This is a genomic window from Streptomyces sp. NPDC003379, assembly GCF_053589195.1.
Window position 1 is genome coordinate 86252 of sequence record NZ_JBSFRK010000028.1, and the last position, 18362, is coordinate 104613.

The following is an 18362-nucleotide window of genomic DNA, read 5'->3' on the forward strand; positions in this document are numbered from 1 at the left end:
CCGTCTCCGTCGTCGGCGGCGGCGCCCGCGGCGCCCGCCGGGAGCTTCCTCGCGCAGCCGCTGAGAGCGGGCCGAGTCGCCGCGTACGCCGGACTGTTCGTGCTCGGCGCCGTCGTGGGCGCCGCGGGCGCGCTCGTCCAAGGCGGCTTCTTCCCCGCCGGGCTGCTGCTCGCCCTCCTCGGCGCCGCCGGTGCCTTCTACGGCGGGGCAAGGGCGGTCGGCACGAAGGCGGGGGCCGTCGCGCCCGCCGCCGGCTGGCTGGTCGCGGTCATGCTGCTCACCGCCACCAGACCCGAGGGGGACTTCCTCTTCGGCGCGGGCCTCGGCTCGTACGGCTTCCTGCTCGGCGGAATGGCGGTGGCTGTGATGTGCGCCACGCTCGGGCAGCGACCGCAACCGGGCGGGTACGCCGCCCGACTTGGCAAGTGACGTACCACTTCGGCCCGTCTTCCGCACGGGTTTGACGCCCGTCGCAGGAGGAGCGCCGACGGCGGCCAGTATGGTGGTGCGGCCGCCGAGCCTCCCCCAACCTCCGGCCGGGGGGACCCCGGACGAGGTGAGACGGGCGGCGGAGTCAACCAGGAGAACCTGCCTTGAGTCGTGAAACTGACAGTTCGTCCTCCGGGCCCCAGGGGCGCGGTGGAGCCGCATACCCCTCGGGGACGCCGCCGTACGGCTCCTCCGCGCAGGGCGCAGCCGCTGACGGCGCGGACGGCCGGCGGCGGCAGGCCGCCGACGGGCGGCCCGGCGAGCCCGAGACCCAGACCACGCTGACCACGCGCATCCGGATCAACATCCCCGGGTCGCGGCCCATCCCGCCGGTCGTCATGCGTACGCCCGTCGGTGACGAGGGCGGCTCGCGCGGGGACGCCGCGCAGGCGGACGACGAGAGCCGCCGTGATGTCGCCGCGCCGGGGGCGCCCGGTGCGAGAGAGGCGGGTGGCGCGATGGGTGCCGCTTCCGGTGGGGCCGGTGGAGACTTTTCTTCCGGTTCCCGTTCCGGCTCCGGAACCGGCGGTGGTGCCGGTGCCGGTGCCGGTTCTGGTTCCGGTGCGGGCTCCGCTCCGGGTGAGGGCGGCGCGGGAGGTTCCGGCGCCGCCGAGGAGAAGACCAGCGACTGGTTCGCCCCGCGCAAGCCCGCGCGGGGCGAGAGCGGCGCGCCGGGCGGCGCGGCCGCGGCCCCGGGCAACGGCGGCCCCTCGGCAGCCGGTTCGGGCGGCTCGGGCGGCCCGGGTGGTTCCGGTGGCCCCGGTGGCCCCGGCACGGGTCCCTTCGACGTATCCGGTGCCGTCGCGTCGGGCCCCCTCGGCGCGGGCGCTCCCCAGGGCGGCGACCCGACGCGGGGCGACCTGCCGTACTTCGCCGGAGGCCCGGGCGCGGGCCCCGGCGGCTCCCAGGACTCCAGGGGCCCCGCCGGCCCGACCGGCGGCCCCGTCACCGGCGACAGCCCGCTCGCGTCGCCCACGCAGGGCGCCCGCCCCTCGGGTCACGGTGGCCCCGCCAACCCCGCCGGACCTCCGCCGCGTTCCGGCGCCATGAGCGACGACACCGCGATCCTCACGCCGCAGAAGCCCGGCCCCGTCTCGCCGCCCCCCGGCGGCCCCGGCTCCCTGCCCGGCGGCCCCGGCGCCCCCACGCCGGGCGGCAACGTCTCCGGGGAGACGCTGACCAGCGGCATTCCCGTCGTGCCGCCCGCGCACGACACCTCTCCGTTCGCCCACGGGCCGCAGGGCGACGGGCCGATGGCGCACACCCCGCCGAAGCTGCCCGAGCCGGTGCGCTCCGACGTGCCGCCCGCCCCGAAGCCCGCCCGGAAGTCCGCGCCGAAGAAGAAGGGCCGCAACAAGCTGGTCCTCCTCGCGGTCGCCGTGGTCGTCGTGGCCTGCGGGGCGTACGGAGCGGGCCTGCTGATGAACCACGCGGATGTGCCGAAGGGCACCACGGTGCTCGGCGTCGACATCGGCGGCGGCACCCGCGACGAGGCCGTCAAGAAGCTCGACGAGGCCCTCGGCGAGCGCGTCGCCAAGCCCCTGAAGCTGTCGGTCGCCGGTGAGCAGGTCGCGCTCAAGCCGGACCAGGCGGGCCTGACCCTGGACAGCCAGGCCACCGTCCGCGCGGCGGCGGGCAGCGACTACAACCCCGTCTCGGTGGTCGGCTCGCTCTTCGGCAACCAGCGTGTCGTCGAGCCGGTCATGCCCGTCGACGAGGAGAAGCTGGCGGCCGCCCTGGAGCGCGCCGCGGGCGGCTCCGGCTCGGCACAGGAGGGCACGGTCAAGTTCGAGCCCGGCGAGGCCGTCCCCGTCTACGGCAAGGTCGGCAAGGGAATCGACGCCAAGGCGTCGACGGCGGCTGTCGCGGACGCGTACAAGAAGCAGGTCGAGACGGGCAGCGCGGGCACGGTCCAGGTGCCGGTCACCACGCGCAAGCCGACGGTCTCCAAGGCCGAGGTCGACAAGTTCATGACCCGCTTCGCGAAGCCGGCGATGTCCGCCAACGTCACGATCAAGGCGGGCGCCAAGTCGATCCCCTTCGGCCCGGCGAGGTCCCTGCCGAAGATCCTGGAGACCAAGGTCGCAGGCGACGGCACCCTCCAGCCGCACTACAACCTCGAAGAGCTGAGGAAGCTGTACGGCAACGTCTTCGACGGCATCCTGATCCAGCGCGGCAACGGCGACAAGACGCCGGTCCAGCCGACGGACGTGGCGGGCGCCATGAACAAGGCGCTGATCGGCAAGACGCCCGCGGAGCGGATCGGCGTGATCGAGACGAACGCCAGCTAGTACGGGTACTGGTTCGAGTAACGGGTCCGGGATGACAGAGATGACAGATGTCATCCCGGACCCCACACACACGACACTGCCCCCGTCGTCCGCCGCCGCCGACGATGGATCACATGACAGCAGTGACCTTCACAGAGGTGACCAAGAGCTACGGCGACGTCCGCGCCGTGGACGGCCTCACGCTCGACCTCCGCCCCGGCGAGACCGTGGCGCTCCTCGGCCCGAACGGCGCGGGCAAGTCCACCACCCTCGACCTGCTGCTCGGCCTGCGGCGGGCGGACAGCGGCACGGTGCGGGTCTTCGGGACCTCACCGCGCGAGGCGATCACCGCGGGCCGGGTCGGCGCCATGCTGCAGAGCGGCGGCCTGATGGGCGGGGTCACCGTGCGCGAGCTGGTGCGGCTCGCCTGCGATCTGCACCCGAGGCCCCGCCGGATCGGTGACGTGCTCGCCCACGCGGGGATCACCCAGATCGCCGACCGCAAGGTCGACAAGCTCTCCGGCGGCCAGGAGCAGCGCGTGCGCTTCGCACTCGCCACGGCCGGGGCGAACGACCTGATCGTCCTCGACGAGCCGACCACCGGCATGGACGTCACCGCCCGCCAGGCGTTCTGGGCCACCATGCGGGAGCAGGTGGACCAGGGCCGCGCGGTCCTGTTCGCCACGCACTACCTGGAGGAGGCCGACGCGATCGCCGACCGCGTCCTGGTCCTGCACCGCGGCCGCCTCCTCGCGGACGGCACCGCCGCCGAGATCAAGGCGAAGGCGGGCGCCCGCAAGGTCTCCTTCGACCTCGCGGAGACCGACACGAAGAGAGACGCGGAGACAGGCGCGGAGACAGGCGCGGAGGCCGACGCGGCGCTGACCAAGCGGCTGCGGGAGGTGCTGCCCTGCCTGACGGCGCTGGACATCTCGGGCCGCACGGTCCGCCTGCAGTCCACCGACGCCGACGCCACCGTGCACGCGCTGTACGGACTCGGCGTGTACCCGCGCAACCTCGAAGTCGCCGGGCTCGGCCTGGAGCAGGCGTTCGTGGCGATCACCGAGGCCGAGGAGGCCAAGACCCGATGACGAACGCTCTGGCCTCGCGGGGCCTGATCAAGCTGGAGATCACCCGCGCCCTGCGCAACCGCAAGTTCCTCTTCTTCTCCGTCATCTACCCGGCGATGCTCTTCCTGATCATCGCGGGCACGCAGGGCGGCGCCGACAAGGTGCCGGACTCCGGCCTGTCCGTGCCCGCCTTCATGATGGTCTCGATGGCGTCCTTCGGCGCCCTCACCGCCGTCCTGATGGGCAACAGCGAGCGCATCGCGAAGGAGCGGGAGAGCGGCTGGGTGCGGCAGTTGCGCCTGACGGCGCTCCCCGGGCGCGGCTACGTCCTGGCGAAGACGGCGAGCGCGGCGGTGGTCAGCCTGCCGTCCATCCTCGTGGTGTTCGCCGTCGCCGCGGTCTTCAAGGACGTCCGCTTCGAGGCCTGGCAGTGGCTGGCGCTGACCGGCGCGATCTGGGCGGGCAGCCTCTGCTTCGCGGCGCTCGGCGTGGCGATCGGCTACCTCGCGTCCGGCGACGCGGTCCGCCCGATCACGATGATCGTCTACTTCGGGCTCTCCCTCCTCGGCGGCCTGTGGATGCCCACGACGACGTTCCCGCAGTGGCTGCGGGACGCGGCGTCCTGGCTGCCCACGCACGCGTACGCTGCGCTCGGGCAGGCCATCGAACTGGGCGAGGCCCCGCACGCGAAGGACGTCACGCTGCTGGTCGCCTACTTCCTCCTCTTCGCGGGCGGCGCGGCGTGGCTGTACCGGAAGGACACACTGAAGGCGTGAGCGAGACCCACCGCGCCGAGGACGCGCGCGACACCGGCCGCTTCGGAGACGCCCATCCGTTGCTCAGCTTCGGGCGGCCCGTCATGGGCCGCCGCCAGATCCTCGCCAAGGCGCTCTGGATCGGCGTCTGGCTGGTCTTCCTGGCGAGCCCGGTGCGGGACCTGGTGACGGCCGAGCGCGGCGGCGCGGCCACGGCGCTCGGCTGCCTCGGTCTTACGGCCTTCGCCGTCTGCTACCTCTCGCTCGTCTTCCGCTTCACCTCGAAGGTGCTCGACCGGCGTGCGGTGTGCGTGTCGTTCGCGGCGCTGCTCGTCCTGGCCGTCGTCCTCGCGTACAGCTTCGGCAGCGACTGGCTCGGGCTCTTCGTCTACGTCTCCGTGTCCGCCGGGGCGGTGCTGCCGATGCGGCACGCGGCCTGGGTCGTCCCCGCGGTCACCGCCGTGATGGTCGGCGTGGGCCTGCGTACGGACAGCCTCCAGGACCTCCTGGGGAACCTCGCCGTGCTCAACGTCCTCATCGGGTTCGCGATGAGCGGCGTACGCCGGTTGGTCCGTACGACGGTCCAGCTCCGTGAGGCGCGGGCCACCGTCGCCCAGCTGGCCGCCAATGAGGAGCGGCTGCGGCTGGCGAGGGACCTGCACGACCTGCTCGGCCACTCGCTCTCCCTGATCACGCTCAAGAGCGAGCTGGCCGGGCGGATGCTGCCCGACCACCCCGACAAGGCCGCTCAGCAGGTGGCCGACATCGAGCAGGTCAGCCGCCAGGCCCTGGTGGACGTGCGCGAGGCCGTCTCCGGCTACCGCAGGCGCACCCTGGCCGGCGAACTGGCGGGCGCCCGCACGGCGCTGTCCGCCGCGGGCATCGAGGCCGACATCCCGCTGGAGGCGCCCGCCGAACTGCCGGAGGAGGAGAGCGAGGCGGCGCTCGCCTGGGCGCTGCGGGAGGCCGTGACCAACGTCGTACGGCACAGCGGCGCCCGGCGCTGCACGGTGACGTTCACGGCACGCCAGACCCTGGTGGGGCCGTCCCTCGAACTCTCCGTGGAGGACGACGGGACGGGCGGGCCGGGCGGCCCGGCCGCGGGCAACGGCCTGACGGGCCTCGCCGAGCGCGTGGAGGCGGTCGGCGGCGCCCTGGAGACGGGTCCGGGGGCCCGCCGCGGCTTCCGCCTGGCGGCCCGCGTCCCGCTGGCCGGGGCGGCCGTAGGATCCCCCTCATGAGCAGCGAGGACGGCCACGGAGTGGCGGACGGCGGGAGCGGCGTGATCAGGGTGCTGCTCGCCGAGGACCAGTCGATGGTCCGCGAGGCCCTCGCCGCCCTCCTCGGCCTGGAGCCGGACATCGAGGTGGTCGCCCAGGCGGCCCGCGGCGACGAGGTGCTGACGGCGGCGCGCGACCACGACGTGGACGTGGCGCTGCTCGACATCGAGATGCCCGGGATGACCGGCATCGAGGCGGCGGCGGGACTGCACGCCGAGTTCCCCGCGTTGAAGATCGTCATCCTCACCACCTTCGGCCGCCCCGGCCATCTGCGCAGCGCCATGGAGTCCGGCGCCGACGCGTTCCTGGTCAAGGACGCCCCCGCCGCCCAGCTCGCCGCGGCGGTGCGCAGGGTCCTCGCGGGGGAGCGGGTCATCGACCCGGCGCTGGCGGCGGCCGCCCTCGCCGGGGGCGCGAATCCCCTGACGGACCGCGAGCGCGAGGTCCTGCGCGCGGCGGCCGACGGCGCCACCAACGCCGAACTGGCCGCCACCCTGCACCTCTCGCCGGGCACGGTCCGCAACTACCTCTCGACGGCGATCCAGAAGCTCGCCGTCCGCAACCGCGCGGAGGCGGTCAGGGCCGCCCGCGACAAGGGCTGGCTCTGACCGGCGGACCGCCCGCCCGCTCAGTTCAGCAGCGCCCGCGCGCCCCGCGCCTGCCGCCGCGCCCGGTCCGCCGTCGCCGCGTCCTCACCGTCCACCTCATCGGCGTACGCGTCGAGCTCGCGCGCGCCCACCAGATAGTCCCCCTTCTGTACGAGGAGTTGGGCACGGTCGTAGCGCAGCCGGGGCGGCGGCGACGGCAGGAGCAGGGAGAGCTCGATCGCCCAGAGCGAGACGTCGCAGCGCTCCGGGCGGGGCGCGGCCCAGGCGCGGATGTTGTTCAGGACACGGCCCAGGATGTCCAGCGGGCCCGCGGGGCACAGCATCGACGGCGCGAGCGGCGCACCGGTGGCCGCCACGACGAGCAGCTCCACGTCCGTGCGGGTCAGGACGCGCCCGCCCGCGAAGGGGTCGGCGAGCACCTGATCGTCCGGGGCGCCGAAACCGACGACGAAATGCCCCGGCAGCGCCACACCGTGGACCGGCGCCCCGGCGCGCCGCGCCACCTCCATCCACAGCACCGAGAGCAGGATCGGCAGCCCTCTGCGGCGCCGCAGCACCTCGTGCAGGAGGGAGGACTCCAGGCGGTGGTAGTCACCGGGTCTGCCCCTGAAGCCGCAGCGCCCGCCGAGAAGTTCGGCGAGGTCCCTGGCCCAGGCGCGGGCGTCGTCGGCGCCGCAGGACCGGTGGCCGTGCGCGGCCTGCTCCGCGAGGCGTGCGATCAGGCGCCGCGCCCGGTCGATGCCCTCCCTGTCGAGGGAGGGGTCGGCCTCCGCGCCGATCAGCAGGCACAGCAGCGCGAGATCGGGCCGCGGGGCCCCGGCCTCGGCCGCGAACAGCCGCCGCCACTCGGTGGTTTTGGGGAGTCGGGGATGCATACGTCGGTGTTGCCCGGTCGGCCCGATCGATACGTCGGTCAGGCGCGGCCCGCGCCCGCCCCGCACGCTCAGTTCAGCATGGCCCGCGCCGCGCGCGCCTGCTGGCGCACCCGGTCCGCCGTGGTCGGCTCCACCGCCGTCACCACATCGGCGTACTCGTCGAGCTCCGCCGCGCCACCGAGGAAGTCGCCGCGCTGGACGAGGAGTTGCGCCCGCTCGTACCGCAGTCGCGCCGGGTGCGCGGGCAGCAGCAGGGAGAGGTCGAGGGCCCACAGCGCGACCTCCGAGCGCTCGGGGCGCGCGGCCGCCCAGGCGCGGATGTTGTTGAGGATGCGCTGCACGATGTTCAGCGGGTCGGCGGGCGTCAGCATCGACGGCTGGACGCCGGTGCCCGCGGTCCCCGCCACCAGTAGCTCCGCGTCCTGCCCGGTCAGCAGCCGCCCCCCGTCGAACGGGTCGGCGAGCACCTGCTCGTCGCGGGGCCCGAAGCCGACCACGAAGTGGCCCGGCAGCGCCACCCCGTACACCGGGGCGCCCGCCCGCCGCGCCACCTCCATCCACACCACGGAGAGCAGGATCGGCAGCCCCCTGCGGCGCCGCAGCACCTGGTGCAGGAGGGAGGACTCCAGGCGCTGGTAGTCGCCCGGCGTCCCCTCGAAGCCGCACTGCTCACCCAGCAGTTCGGCCATCGCGGACGCCCACGCCCGCGGCCCGCCGGGGCGGAACGGCAGCAGCCCCGCGAGCCGGTCCAGCTCGATGTCGGCGGCGTCGATTCCCGCCTCGTCCAGGGAGGGGTCCGCCTCCGCGCCGATCAGCAGACACAGCAGGGCGAGTCCGGGCCGTTCGGACCGTGCCTCTTCGGCGAACCGCCGCCGCCATTCGCCGGACTCCGCGTGCATACGTGCCTCGTGTCTCATGCCCTCGCCGGGCGCTGTTGCCGTGCCGTGCCGTGCTGCCCCGCCGGGCCGCCGTGCTCGGGCCCCGCGTTGCGTGTGCCCGGCCGGGCCGCTCCCGCTCAGGCCCCGCCGTGCCGGTAGTGGTGATAGGCGTGGTGCGCCGCGAAGCCAAGCCGGCCGTACAGCGCCCGCGCTCCGTCGTTGCCGTCCTCGACCTGCAGCCAGGCCGCCGACGCGCCGTCGAGCAGGGCCCGCCGGGCCAGCGCGGCCATCACCGCGGTGGCGAGCCCCTGCCGCCGGTGCTCGGGGTCCACCTCGACCGCCATGAACCCCGCCCAGCGCCCGTCCACCACGCACCGCCCGATGGCCGCCGTGGAGTCACCGCTCCCGGGCACGGAAGCGAACCACACCGAGGGCCCGCTCGCCAGCACCTTGGGCACATGAGGTGCCGACTCCGCGGCCCGCCCGTACCGCCGCAGCCAGCTCTCGTCGCAGGACCGGGACAGGTCTACGCGCGACACGTCCGCGTCCAGATCCGCGACCGGCGCGAGCCCGCCGATGTGCAGCTCGGCGCTCACCTCGCGCTCCCAGCCGCGCGCCTCCAACCCGGCGCAGAGCAGCTCCTGCGTGCCCTCGGCGCCCGTCGCGGTCTGGACGTAGGCGGGCAGCCCCCGTGCCGCGTACCAGTGACGTACGTACGTCAGTGCCTCGTCCAGCGGCCGTCCCGGATCGCCCAGCGGCAGCACCGAGTTGGCCCGCCGCGTGAAGCCGGCGGCGGCCCGCAGCTCCCAGTCGCCGAGCCGCTCGCTCTCCACCGGCTGCCAGGCCCGTGCGGAGACCCGCGCCAGCTCCTCGTACGAAGCGGCGGGCCCCCGGCGGCGAGCGGGCGCCGCCGGCACCACCTTGCCCGCGACCAGGGTGTGTTCCGGAATGCGGACGCTCTCGCCGGTCCGCCGTGTGATGAGCACCACACCACCGTTCCACGATGTGAGAACACCCACCGTGTCGGTGAACTTACCGTCGGCTGAACCCTCTTCGCTCAGGCGCCGCACCGACACCCTTTTCCCCACGTCAGCAGGGGTGATACGCACCTCAAGCCGTCCGCCCGCAGTGAATTCCACAGCTCTGTCCGCCCCTCCTGTTCGGATCTTGCCCGGGAACGGAGATACTAGGTGCGGGCATCGACGACGCCGCGCTCCCGCGCGCCAGGCGAGCGGAGCCTGAAGACGGCCCGCCAACGCCCGTATCGAGGAGGAACGACAGCGTGACCTACGTCATCGCGCAGCCTTGTGTCGACGTCAAGGACAAGGCGTGCATCGAAGAGTGCCCGGTCGACTGCATTTACGAGGGCAAGCGGTCCTTGTACATCCATCCGGACGAATGCGTCGACTGCGGAGCCTGCGAACCGGTCTGCCCGGTCGAGGCGATCTTCTACGAGGACGACACTCCGGAGGAGTGGAAGGACTACTACAAGGCGAACGTCGAGTTCTTCGACGAGCTCGGTTCGCCCGGTGGCGCGAGCAAGCTCGGTCTGATCGAGCGCGACCACGCCTTCATCGCCGCACTGCCGCCGCAGAACCAGTAACGGCAGCCTGAGCGCCGCCCCGGTCCCGTACGGCACGTCCAGCCGTACGGGACCGAGGCATTTCCACCGAGGCGCCCCGGGCAATCCCAACGAACAAGCGCACCACGGGAGTGAGCACGTGTCCGCAGTCTCCGATCGGCTTCCCGCCTTCCCCTGGGACAAGCTGGAGCCCCACAAGGCCACGGCGGCCGCGCACCCGGGCGGCATCGTCGACCTGTCCGTCGGCACGCCGGTCGACCCGGTCCCCGAGCTGATCCAGAAGGCCCTGGTCGCCGCCGCCGACTCGCCGGGCTATCCGACGGTGTGGGGCACCCCCGAGCTGCGCGACGCGATCACCGGCTGGTGCGAACGGCGCCTCGGCGCACGGGGCATCACCCACCGTGAGGTCCTGCCGGTCGTCGGCTCCAAGGAGCTGGTGGCCTGGCTCCCCACACAGCTGGGCCTCGGCCCGGGCGACGTGGTCGCCTACCCGCGGCTGGCCTACCCGACGTACGAGGTGGGCGCGCGCCTGGCCCGTGCGGAGTACGTCTCCTACGACCCGGAGACATTCGCGGCTGCCGCCGTGGGGACCGACCTTGACCCGGCGAACCTCAAGCTCCTGTGGCTCAACTCGCCCTCGAACCCGACCGGTCGCGTCCTGTCCAAGGAAGAGCTGACCCGCGCCGTCGCCTGGGCGCGGGAGCACGGCGTGCTGCTCGTCAGCGACGAGTGCTACCTGGAGCTGGGCTGGGAGGCCGACCCGGTCTCGGTCCTGCACCCGGACGTGTGCGGCGGTTCGTACGAGGGCATCGTCGCCGTCCACTCGCTCTCCAAGCGGTCGAACCTCGCCGGCTACCGCGCCGCGTTCATCGCCGGTGACGCGGCCGTCCTCGGCGATCTCCTCCAGATCCGCAAGCACGGCGGCATGATGACCTCCGCGCCGACCCAGGCCGCCGTCGTGGCGGCGCTCGGCGACGACCAGCATGTGCGCGAGCAGCGGGAGCGGTACGCGGCCCGGCGCACCGCCCTGCGCGACGCCCTGGTGAAGCACGGCTTCCGCATCGAGCACAGCGAGGCGAGCCTGTACCTGTGGGCCACGCGCGACGAGTCCTGCTGGGACACCGTCGGCCACCTCGCGGAGCTCGGCATCCTGGTGGCGCCCGGCGACTTCTACGGCCCGGCGGGCGACCGCTTCGTGCGTGTGGCGCTGACGGCGACGGACGAGCGGGTGGCGGCGGCGGTCGAGCGCCTGGCGTGACACCCGTACGTTCTTCATGATGTTCGTACGCGCATGACGAGGGCCCGGAGCCAGTGGCTCCGGGCCCTGTGTGCGGGTGCCGGGTGATCAGCCGAGCGGCAGGTTCTTGGGCGGCACGTCGGTGGCCAGGCCGCCCTTGCCCACCGCGTCGGTGGGCAGACCGGCACCGGTGGCCGTGCCCGCCGTGTCGCCGAGCACCTGGCCCGCGCTGCCGGCGACGTCACCGGCGGCCTTCTGTGCGGCGGGGGCCGCGGTCTTGGCGCCCTGGCCGACGACCTTGCCCGCGGTCGGGACGGCCTTCTTCACGGTCTTTCCGCCGGTGTCACCGGCGGCCTTGGTGGCGGTCTGGGCGGCGCCGTCGACGGTGTTGCCCACGCCGTCGCCGTCCAGGGCGGTCAGCCCGCCCAGCTCGGGGGCGGCAGGCAGGCCAACGGCGCTCGCGGAGCCGGCCGCACCGACCACGGAGGCTGCGCCAGCCGCGCTGAGCAGCGCGGCACGGGCGATCCGACGGGTCAGGGGGAGGGACATGATGCTCCTTCAGACGGGGGAGAACGTTGGGTGTCCAGGGGTGTCCAGCCGGATCGGCTCCGGCGTCCCGGCCGGATGGCTTCCGGCGTTCGGACGCCGTGACTACCGCTCGAAGCCCGCGAAAGTTGCGGTGCGCCAACGTAAAGAGTTGGTAATGCGTCGCATTATCGGCTCCGGATAAAAACGGGCAAAAAGCTCTTCGGCCGGATGCGCTGCTGAATCCTTCATCCCCTTCGCCCGCAAGGGATGTGGCGTGGACGCGAAGCGGGAGCGGAGAAGCCGGGCGGCTCGTCCGTCCGCGGTGATCGCCGTCCCCCGATCGGGCGACGCGCCGCACTACTGCCCAGTGACGATTCGGACCTCGTCCGCGGCGCCGCCCGGCCCCGCGGCCCCGTCCGTCCGCGCCTCGCGCCACGACCCCGGACCCGAGGCGTGCCACTCACGGCCGCCGTACGACACGCTCTCCACCCGCAGCGCCGAGGCCTGCGCCACCGCCCAGTGCGCCAGCTCCCAGCCGCGCCGCGGCGCCCTGCCGTCGGCCGCCGCCGTGGCGGGCACCGGGACCGTCACCGTCCGCCCCCGCACGTCGGGCCGCACCTCGCGGCCGAAGTCCCGCACGAGCGCCGCCCGCACCTTCGCCGGGCCACCCGGGCCCGTGCCCGGACGGCCCTCGCAGCTGAAGGTGGCGGGCGCGCGGCCGGTGAGCGCGGCGGCGAGCAGTAAGGCGTCCGGCTCGTGCTTGGCGTAGGCCTGCGGATAGCCGCTGCGCTGCACGCGCTGCGCGGCGACGGTCAGCGGCAGCCTCGAATAGCCGGGGACCTCGGCGAGATGCTCGTAGAAACGCCCCGCCGAGTACGCCGGGTCCATGATCTGACGCTCGTCGCCCCAGCCCTGCGTGGGCCGCTGCTGGAAGAGGCCGAGCGAGTCCCGGTCGCCGTGACGGATGTTGCGCAGCCCCGACTCCTGGAGCGCCGTCGCCAGGGCGATGGTCACGGCGCGCTCGGGCATGCCGCGCGCGGTGCCCACGGCGGCGACCGTCGCGGCGTTCTGCGCCTGCTCCGCCGTGAACTCGTACGACGCGCCGTCGTCGTTCGCCGACACCACCGTGCACCGGGGAGCGGGCCTGCCCCCGTACACGTACTGCACCGCCACATAGCCCGCGACGGCGAGCAGCACGACGACCGCGGCCGTGAGACGGCTGAGACGGCCGCGCCGGAGGAGGGTGGGGGGCTCAGGCACGCGTCCAAGGTACTGGAGTCCACTGACAGGCCGACGCGCCCTCCGCGGTTCCTCTGGAGTTAGGGTCTTCCGCATGTCCCAGACCCCGCTTGACCTCACGCTGGACGCCGCCGAGCTCACCGCCCGGCTCGTCGACTTCCCGTCCCCGAGCGGCTCGGAGAAGGAGCTCGCCGACGCCATCGAGGCGGCCCTGCGCGGCCTTTCGCACCTCACGGTCGACCGGCACGGCAACAACGTGGTGGCCCGCACGAACCTCGGCCGCGCGGAGCGGGTCGTCCTGGCCGGGCACATCGACACGGTGCCGATCGCGGACAACGTGCCGTCCCGCCTGGACGAGGACGGCATCCTGTGGGGCTGCGGCACCTGCGACATGAAGTCGGGCGTCGCCGTCCAGCTGCGCATCGCCCAAACGGTGACCGCACCCAACCGCGACCTCACCTTCGTCTTCTACGACAACGAAGAGGTCGCCGCCCACCTCAACGGCCTCGGGCACGTCGCCGAGGCGCACCCCGACTGGCTGACGGGCGACTTCGCGGTCCTCCTGGAGCCGACCGACGGCCAGGTCGAGGGCGGCTGCCAGGGCACGCTGCGGGTCCTCCTCAAGACCAAGGGGGTGCGGGCGCACTCCGCGCGCGCGTGGATGGGCTCCAACGCCATCCACGCGGCCACCCCGATCCTCACGAAGCTCGCCGCCTACGAACCGCGCAAGCCGTTCGTCGAGGGCCTCCAGTTCCACGAGGGCCTCAACGCCGTCCGCATCGAGGGCGGCGTCGCCACCAACGTCATCCCCGACGAGTGCACCGTCACCGTCAACTTCCGCTACGCCCCGGACCGCAGCGAGGAAGAGGCCCTCGCCTTTGTACGCGACTACTTCGCGGACTGCGGCGTCGACGAGTTCATCGTCGACGACCACACGGGCGCGGCCCGCCCCGGCCTCACCCACCCGGCCGCCGCCGCGTTCATGGCGGCCGTCGGCGGCGAGGCCCGCCCCAAGTTCGGCTGGACGGACGTCTCCCGCTTCAGCGCGCTCGGAGTGCCCGCGGTGAACTTCAGCCCCGGCGACCCGCTGCTCGCCCACAAGATCGACGAGCGGGTCAAGGCCTCGCTGATCCCGGAGGCGGAGGAGCGGCTGAGGGCCTGGCTGACCGCCTAGGCCGGTGGGGCTGCCGGTAGCGGACATCCCGAGGTCCCTCGGGCGTAACCCGCGTAGACCTACGCTGTGAGTCACGCACGCATGGAGGGAGCAGACGATGACCAACCCCGAAGGCCCCGCTGCCAGGAAGCGTCCCGAGGAGCAGCGGCTCGGCCCGGTGCTGCGCCGCCGCGACAAGGTACAGGCCGGCACCACCGATCAGCGTCTCCTCGACTCCGACGGCCCCTCCGAGTGGGTGCACACCGACCCCTGGCGGGTGCTGCGCATTCAGTCCGAGTTCATCGAGGGCTTCGGCACCCTCGCCGAACTGCCGCCCGCGATCAGCGTCTTCGGCTCGGCGCGTACGGCCGCGGACTCTCCGGAGTACGCGGCCGGGGTGGAGATCGGCAAGGCGCTCGTGGAGGCCGGCTTCGCGGTCATCACGGGCGGCGGGCCCGGCGCGATGCAGGCCGCCAACCAAGGCGCGGTCGAGGCGAAGGGCACCTCCGTCGGCCTCGGCATCGAGCTCCCCTTCGAGCAGGGACTGAACCCCTACGTAGACATCGGCGTGAACTTCCGCTACTTCTTCGTCCGCAAGACGATGTTCGTGAAGTACGCGCAGGGGTTCGTGGTGCTGCCCGGCGGCCTCGGCACCCTGGACGAGCTCTTCGAAGCGCTCACCCTCGTACAGACCCGCAAGGTCACACGCTTCCCGATCGTCCTCTTCGGCTCGCAGTACTGGAGCGGTCTGATCGACTGGCTGAGGAACACGGTCATCGCCCAGGGCAAGGCCTCCGAGGCCGACCTGCTCCTCTTCCACGTCACGGACGACGTGGAGGAGGCCATCTCCCTGGTGACCAAGGAAGTCGGCAAGTAGAGCTCTCCGAAGGCTCAGGCAAGCCCCCGGCGGGCGACCGCCGGGGGCCGGTGTCCCGCGATCGTCGCGACCATGACCATTTCTCCGTGCCGCGCTCGCACCGCTCGGCGCCGGGGCGCCTCGCGGGCTTCGCACGGCTGTGCCGGACTCCGTCCGGCCGCGCCGGGGTGCGCTCTCCTCAGGCCAGTCCTCGCCGCGCGACGGCGGGAGTGCGGTGTCCCGCGATCGTCGCGACCATGTCCAGCACCTGCCGGGTCTCCGCGACCTCGTGGACGCGGTACACCTGCGCGCCCAGCCACGCCGAGACCGCCGTCGTCGCCAGCGTGCCGATCACGCGCTCCTTGACCGGCTTGTCCAGCGTCTCGCCCACGAAGTCCTTGTTGGACAGGGAGACCAGCACGGGCCAGCCCGTCCCGGTCATCTCGCCGAGCCTGCGGGTGGCCTCGAGGCTGTGCCGGGTGTTCTTGCCGAAGTCGTGCCCCGGATCGATGAGGACCGACTCGCGCGGCACGCCCAGTGCGACCGCGCGCTCGGCCAGGCCGACCGTCACGCGCAGGATGTCGGCCATCACATCGTCGTACGTGACGCGGTGCGGCCTCGTCCGCGGCTCGGCGCCGCCCGCGTGCGTGCACACCAGGCCCGCCCCGTACCGCGCGGCGACCTCCGCGAGCTTCGGGTCGACGCCGCCCCACGCGTCGTTCAGCAGGTCGGCGCCGGCCTCGCAGACCGCCTCGCCGACGTCGTGCCGCCACGTGTCGACGCTGATCACCACGTCGGGGAACCTTCTGCGCACCTCGGCGACGAAGCCCACCGTGCGGCGCGCCTCCTCCTCTGCCGTCACCTCCTCGCCGGGGCCCGCCTTGACCCCGCCGATGTCGATGATGGCGGCGCCCTCGGCCACCGCCTGCTCCACCCGGGCGAGCGCCGGCTCGTCGCGGAACGTGGCGCCCTGGTCGTAGAAGGAGTCCGGGGTCCGGTTGACGATCGCCATGATCACCGGCTCATGCGCGTCGAACTCGCGCCTGCCAAGCCTGAGCATCCCCTGTGGCCCTCCTGGGTCCTTGTCGCGGTTCGGCCGCCTGCGACCTTAACTGTCACAGGCGCATGGCACGATCGGACCCTGACAGTTTCAGCACGGGAGTCGAGCGTGGGGGCCTGACGACATGGTCTTGTTCTTGTTCCTGGTCATCGCCCTGGTGGTGGTGGTCGGCGCGGTCACCCTCGCCGTCGTCGGCGGCGGCGAGAGCGCGGCCCTGCCCGACGCCCCGCCCGAGCGGTTCACCGACCCGCTGCCCCACGACCGGCCGCTGCGCCGGGCCGACGTCGACGAGCTGCGCTTCCCGACGACCCTGCGCGGCTATCACATGGCGGACGTGGACGACGCCCTCGAACGCCTGGGCGCGGAGCTGGCCGAGCGGGACTCCCGCATCGCCGAGCTGGAGTCGGCCCTCGCGGGCGCCCAGGCCACGGCGGTCGCGGGCCGAGCCCTCTTCGAGGGGTACGGACCACGCGAGAACGATCACAAGGACGGCGACGACCAGTGAGCATGGAAGCAGGCGCGCTGGCGGGCCCGGACGGCGGCCTGCGCTGCCCCTGGGGCCTGTCCACCGAGGACTACGTCGCGTACCACGACCAGGAATGGGGCCGCCCGGTCCACGGCGACGACGCGCTCTACGAGAGGCTCTGCCTGGAGGCCTTCCAGTCCGGCCTCTCCTGGATCACGATCCTGCGCCGCCGCGAGGGCTTCCGCGCTGCCTTCGCCGGCTTCGAGATCGCCTCGGTCGCCCGGTTCACGGACGAGGACCGGGAGCGGCTCCTCGCCGACCCGGGGATCATCCGCAACCGCGCCAAGATCGACGCGACCCTCGCCAACGCGCGCGTGCTCGCCGACTGGCCCGAGGGTGAACTGGATTCGCTGATCTGGTCGTTCGCCCCCGACCCCGCGTCCCGCGAGGCGCCCAAGGCGCTCTCCGACGTGCCCGCGATCACCGACGAGTCCCTGGCCCTGTCCAAGGCCCTCAAGAAGCGCGGCATCCGCTTCGTCGGCCCCACCACGGCGTACGCCCTGATGCAGGCCTGCGGCCTGGTCAACGACCACCTCGCGGACTGCGTGGCCCGCGAGGCGGCGCTTCCGGCACAGGCCCTGCCTAGCGGCCCAGATACTTCGGCTTCTCCTTGGCGATGAAGGCCTGGACGGCGATCGAGTGGTCCTCCGACGCGCCCGCCCTGCCCTGGAGCTCGTCCTCCTTGTCCAGCGCATCGTCCAAGGAGTGCTCCGCCGCGTAGCCGAGGGACTCCTTGAGCGCCGCGTACGCGAGCGTCGGCCCCTCCGCGAGGGTGCGGGCCACCTTCACCGCCTCGGCGGCCAGCTCGTCCGCGGGTACGACCTTGTTGGCGATGCCCAGGTCGTACGCCTCCTGGGCGGTGATGTTGCGCGGGAAGAGCAGCAGGTCGGCGGCGCGGCCGGGGCCGACCACGCGCGGCAGCGTCCAGGAGACGCCCGAGTCGGCGGTCAGGGCGACCCCGGCGAACGAGGTGTTGAACCTGGCGGTGTCCGCGACCACGCGGTAGTCGGCGGCGAGCGCGAAGCCGAGGCCCGCACCGGCGGCGACGCCGTTGACCCCGGCCACGACCGGCTTCGGCATGCCCGTCAGCGCCCGCACGATGGGGTTGTAGTGCTCCTTCACCGTGCTCATGGTCAGCCCGGTGCCCGCCTCGCAGTCCGCCGCGAGGAAGCCGATGTGCTCCTTCAGGTCCTGCCCGACGCAGAAGGCGCGCCCGGTCGCGGTGAGCAGCACCGCCCGCACGGCCGCGTCGGCGGCGGCCGCCCGCACGGCCTCCCGCAGGGCGACCTTCGCCTCGGTGTTCATGGCGTTCATCGCCTCGGGACGGTTGATCGTGATCGTCGCGAGTCCGTCGCTCACCTCGTAGAGCACGCTGTCGGCCATGGTGGTCCCCTCCGCTGGTCCAGTACGTGGACATCAGCATGACGGAGATCATCGGGGTCCGGCACGAGGCCGGATATGTGACCTGCGTCAAAGAATTTCTGGTCTGTGAGGCCTATGAGGCGGCGAAGTATCGCAGCCACATCGCCGAATTGGGTGGTTTTGCGGACGCGCGTTGCTCAAGCGATGCCGACCGATGTTGGTCATCGGGTCCTGCCATGCGGGATAATGGCCTGGAAGCAATGTGTTCGATGCCGGTGACACCTGGGTTGTCGGCTGCGATGAGCTGGTTTCAGGAAGGGGAACGAGCATGGCGGCCATGAAGCCGCGGACGGGCGACGGCCCGCTCGAGGTGACCAAGGAGGGGCGGGGCATCGTCATGCGCGTTCCGCTCGAAGGCGGCGGACGACTTGTCGTCGAACTGACTCCGGACGAGGCCGAAGCACTCGGCGACGCCCTGAAGAAGGTCGTCGGCTGACGCGGAAGCGCGCACAAATTTTCACTGCCCCGCCCGCTCGACGATGTCGTTGCCGATGCCCCGGCCGCCCAGCGTGAACGCCGTCTTGTCGCCGCTGT

At 73.0% G+C, this 18362-nt stretch carries 21 protein-coding genes; 14 read left to right on the forward strand and 7 right to left on the reverse strand.

Annotation, left to right across the window (positions count from 1 at the left end; all coding sequences use genetic code 11):
- Positions 1–60 precede the first annotated feature (60 nt).
- From ACWDVB_RS25955 to ACWDVB_RS25980, 6 genes are all read left to right on the forward strand, one after another.
- Positions 61–429: a DUF6113 family protein gene (locus tag ACWDVB_RS25955; protein ID WP_451512899.1), complete on the forward strand. Its 369-nt coding sequence runs from the start codon at positions 61–63 to the stop codon at positions 427–429.
- Positions 430–593: 164 nt separating this feature from the next.
- Complete coding sequence (locus ACWDVB_RS25960; RefSeq protein ID WP_451512614.1) at positions 594–2780, forward strand: hypothetical protein; 2187 nt, start codon at positions 594–596, stop codon at positions 2778–2780.
- Between the two features lie 104 nt (positions 2781–2884).
- A complete protein-coding gene (locus tag ACWDVB_RS25965) occupies positions 2885–3850 on the forward strand; it encodes an ABC transporter ATP-binding protein (RefSeq protein ID WP_451512615.1) in 966 nt (321 codons plus the stop codon).
- Positions 3847–4605 (forward strand): ABC transporter permease, encoded by a 759-nt coding sequence (locus ACWDVB_RS25970; RefSeq protein WP_451512616.1) that lies wholly within the window; start codon positions 3847–3849, stop codon positions 4603–4605. The genes ACWDVB_RS25965 and ACWDVB_RS25970 overlap by 4 nt, the downstream gene beginning before the upstream one ends.
- A gap of 83 nt (positions 4606–4688) precedes the next feature.
- Entirely contained in the window at positions 4689–5825 is a 1137-nt protein-coding gene (locus tag ACWDVB_RS25975) for a sensor histidine kinase (protein ID WP_451512900.1), read from the forward strand.
- Positions 5822–6472 (forward strand): response regulator transcription factor, encoded by a 651-nt coding sequence (locus tag ACWDVB_RS25980; protein ID WP_451512617.1) that lies wholly within the window; start codon positions 5822–5824, stop codon positions 6470–6472. The genes ACWDVB_RS25975 and ACWDVB_RS25980 overlap by 4 nt, the downstream gene beginning before the upstream one ends.
- Before the next feature lie 20 nt (positions 6473–6492).
- Here ACWDVB_RS25980 and ACWDVB_RS25985 read toward each other — a convergent pair whose 3' ends face one another.
- The 3 genes from ACWDVB_RS25985 to ACWDVB_RS25995 form a co-directional block, all read right to left on the reverse strand.
- Entirely contained in the window at positions 6493–7347 is an 855-nt protein-coding gene (locus ACWDVB_RS25985) for a transglutaminase family protein (RefSeq protein WP_451512618.1), read from the reverse strand.
- A gap of 68 nt (positions 7348–7415) precedes the next feature.
- Positions 7416–8246 carry a transglutaminase family protein gene (locus ACWDVB_RS25990; RefSeq protein WP_451512619.1) on the reverse strand — a complete coding sequence of 277 codons (831 nt, stop codon included), beginning with the start codon at positions 8244–8246 and terminating at the stop codon, positions 7416–7418.
- 116 nt (positions 8247–8362) lie between these two features.
- Positions 8363–9364 (reverse strand): GNAT family N-acetyltransferase, encoded by a 1002-nt coding sequence (locus ACWDVB_RS25995; protein ID WP_451512620.1) that lies wholly within the window; start codon positions 9362–9364, stop codon positions 8363–8365.
- Positions 9365–9507: 143 nt separating this feature from the next.
- Between ACWDVB_RS25995 and fdxA the strand changes: the two genes are divergently transcribed.
- Positions 9508–9828: a ferredoxin gene (gene fdxA, locus ACWDVB_RS26000; protein WP_451512621.1), complete on the forward strand. Its 321-nt coding sequence runs from the start codon at positions 9508–9510 to the stop codon at positions 9826–9828.
- A 118-nt stretch (positions 9829–9946) separates the two neighbouring features.
- Positions 9947–11065, forward strand: a complete 1119-nt coding sequence (locus tag ACWDVB_RS26005; protein ID WP_451512622.1) for a bifunctional succinyldiaminopimelate transaminase/glutamate-prephenate aminotransferase — start codon at positions 9947–9949, stop codon at positions 11063–11065.
- 87 nt (positions 11066–11152) lie between these two features.
- On the opposite strand, the gene ACWDVB_RS26010 is transcribed toward ACWDVB_RS26005, so the two are convergent.
- Together ACWDVB_RS26010 and ACWDVB_RS26015 are read right to left on the reverse strand one after the other, a co-directional pair.
- Positions 11153–11593: an ATP-binding protein gene (locus ACWDVB_RS26010; protein ID WP_451512623.1), complete on the reverse strand. Its 441-nt coding sequence runs from the start codon at positions 11591–11593 to the stop codon at positions 11153–11155.
- Between the two features lie 336 nt (positions 11594–11929).
- Positions 11930–12832, reverse strand: a complete 903-nt coding sequence (locus tag ACWDVB_RS26015; RefSeq protein WP_451512624.1) for a heavy metal transporter — start codon at positions 12830–12832, stop codon at positions 11930–11932.
- Positions 12833–12905: 73 nt separating this feature from the next.
- Between ACWDVB_RS26015 and dapE the strand changes: the two genes are divergently transcribed.
- Positions 12906–13985 carry a succinyl-diaminopimelate desuccinylase gene (gene dapE / locus ACWDVB_RS26020; protein WP_451512625.1) on the forward strand — a complete coding sequence of 360 codons (1080 nt, stop codon included), beginning with the start codon at positions 12906–12908 and terminating at the stop codon, positions 13983–13985.
- A gap of 97 nt (positions 13986–14082) precedes the next feature.
- The gene (locus ACWDVB_RS26025; RefSeq protein ID WP_451512626.1) at positions 14083–14841 is read left to right on the forward strand and encodes an LOG family protein; all 759 of its coding nucleotides are present in this window, start codon (positions 14083–14085) and stop codon (positions 14839–14841) included.
- Between the two features lie 178 nt (positions 14842–15019).
- On the opposite strand, the gene folP is transcribed toward ACWDVB_RS26025, so the two are convergent.
- The gene (folP, locus tag ACWDVB_RS26030) at positions 15020–15880 is read right to left on the reverse strand and encodes a dihydropteroate synthase (protein WP_451512627.1); all 861 of its coding nucleotides are present in this window, start codon (positions 15878–15880) and stop codon (positions 15020–15022) included.
- A gap of 124 nt (positions 15881–16004) precedes the next feature.
- Between folP and ACWDVB_RS26035 the strand changes: the two genes are divergently transcribed.
- Both ACWDVB_RS26035 and ACWDVB_RS26040 read left to right on the forward strand, forming a co-directional pair.
- Positions 16005–16385 (forward strand): DivIVA domain-containing protein, encoded by a 381-nt coding sequence (locus ACWDVB_RS26035; protein WP_451512628.1) that lies wholly within the window; start codon positions 16005–16007, stop codon positions 16383–16385.
- Between the two features lie 2 nt (positions 16386–16387).
- Entirely contained in the window at positions 16388–17026 is a 639-nt protein-coding gene (locus ACWDVB_RS26040) for a DNA-3-methyladenine glycosylase I (protein ID WP_451512901.1), read from the forward strand.
- On the opposite strand, the gene chcB is transcribed toward ACWDVB_RS26040, so the two are convergent.
- Positions 16989–17789: a 2-cyclohexenylcarbonyl CoA isomerase gene (gene chcB, locus ACWDVB_RS26045; RefSeq protein ID WP_451512629.1), complete on the reverse strand. Its 801-nt coding sequence runs from the start codon at positions 17787–17789 to the stop codon at positions 16989–16991. The genes ACWDVB_RS26040 and chcB overlap by 38 nt on opposite strands.
- Positions 17790–17827: 38 nt before the next feature.
- Between chcB and ACWDVB_RS26050 the strand changes: the two genes are divergently transcribed.
- Positions 17828–18109: a hypothetical protein gene (locus ACWDVB_RS26050; protein ID WP_451512630.1), complete on the forward strand. Its 282-nt coding sequence runs from the start codon at positions 17828–17830 to the stop codon at positions 18107–18109.
- Positions 18097–18264, forward strand: a complete 168-nt coding sequence (locus ACWDVB_RS26055; RefSeq protein WP_009997451.1) for a DUF3117 domain-containing protein — start codon at positions 18097–18099, stop codon at positions 18262–18264. Before ACWDVB_RS26050 ends, ACWDVB_RS26055 begins: the two co-directional genes overlap by 13 nt.
- Positions 18265–18362 lie beyond the last annotated feature (98 nt).

Bases quoted from the DNA above. Each gene is read 5' to 3' on its own strand.
- ACWDVB_RS25965 (WP_451512615.1), top strand. From the start codon at position 2,885: ATGGATCACATGACAGCAGTGACCTTCACAGAGGTGACCAAGAGCTAC.
- ACWDVB_RS25970 (WP_451512616.1), top strand. From the start codon at position 3,847: ATGACGAACGCTCTGGCCTCGCGGGGCCTGATCAAGCTGGAGATCACC.
- ACWDVB_RS25975 (WP_451512900.1), top strand. From the start codon at position 4,689: ATGGGCCGCCGCCAGATCCTCGCCAAGGCGCTCTGGATCGGCGTCTGG.
- ACWDVB_RS25980 (WP_451512617.1), top strand. From the start codon at position 5,822: ATGAGCAGCGAGGACGGCCACGGAGTGGCGGACGGCGGGAGCGGCGTG.
- ACWDVB_RS25985 (WP_451512618.1), bottom strand. From the start codon at position 7,347: ATGCATCCCCGACTCCCCAAAACCACCGAGTGGCGGCGGCTGTTCGCG.
- ACWDVB_RS25990 (WP_451512619.1), bottom strand. From the start codon at position 8,246: ATGCACGCGGAGTCCGGCGAATGGCGGCGGCGGTTCGCCGAAGAGGCA.
- ACWDVB_RS26010 (WP_451512623.1), bottom strand. From the start codon at position 11,593: ATGTCCCTCCCCCTGACCCGTCGGATCGCCCGTGCCGCGCTGCTCAGC.
- dapE (WP_451512625.1), top strand. From the start codon at position 12,906: ATGTCCCAGACCCCGCTTGACCTCACGCTGGACGCCGCCGAGCTCACC.
- ACWDVB_RS26025 (WP_451512626.1), top strand. From the start codon at position 14,083: ATGACCAACCCCGAAGGCCCCGCTGCCAGGAAGCGTCCCGAGGAGCAG.
- folP (WP_451512627.1), bottom strand. From the start codon at position 15,880: ATGCTCAGGCTTGGCAGGCGCGAGTTCGACGCGCATGAGCCGGTGATC.
- ACWDVB_RS26035 (WP_451512628.1), top strand. From the start codon at position 16,005: ATGGTCTTGTTCTTGTTCCTGGTCATCGCCCTGGTGGTGGTGGTCGGC.
- ACWDVB_RS26040 (WP_451512901.1), top strand. From the start codon at position 16,388: ATGGAAGCAGGCGCGCTGGCGGGCCCGGACGGCGGCCTGCGCTGCCCC.
- chcB (WP_451512629.1), bottom strand. From the start codon at position 17,789: ATGGCCGACAGCGTGCTCTACGAGGTGAGCGACGGACTCGCGACGATC.
- ACWDVB_RS26050 (WP_451512630.1), top strand. From the start codon at position 17,828: ATGACGGAGATCATCGGGGTCCGGCACGAGGCCGGATATGTGACCTGC.
- ACWDVB_RS26055 (WP_009997451.1), top strand. From the start codon at position 18,097: ATGGCGGCCATGAAGCCGCGGACGGGCGACGGCCCGCTCGAGGTGACC.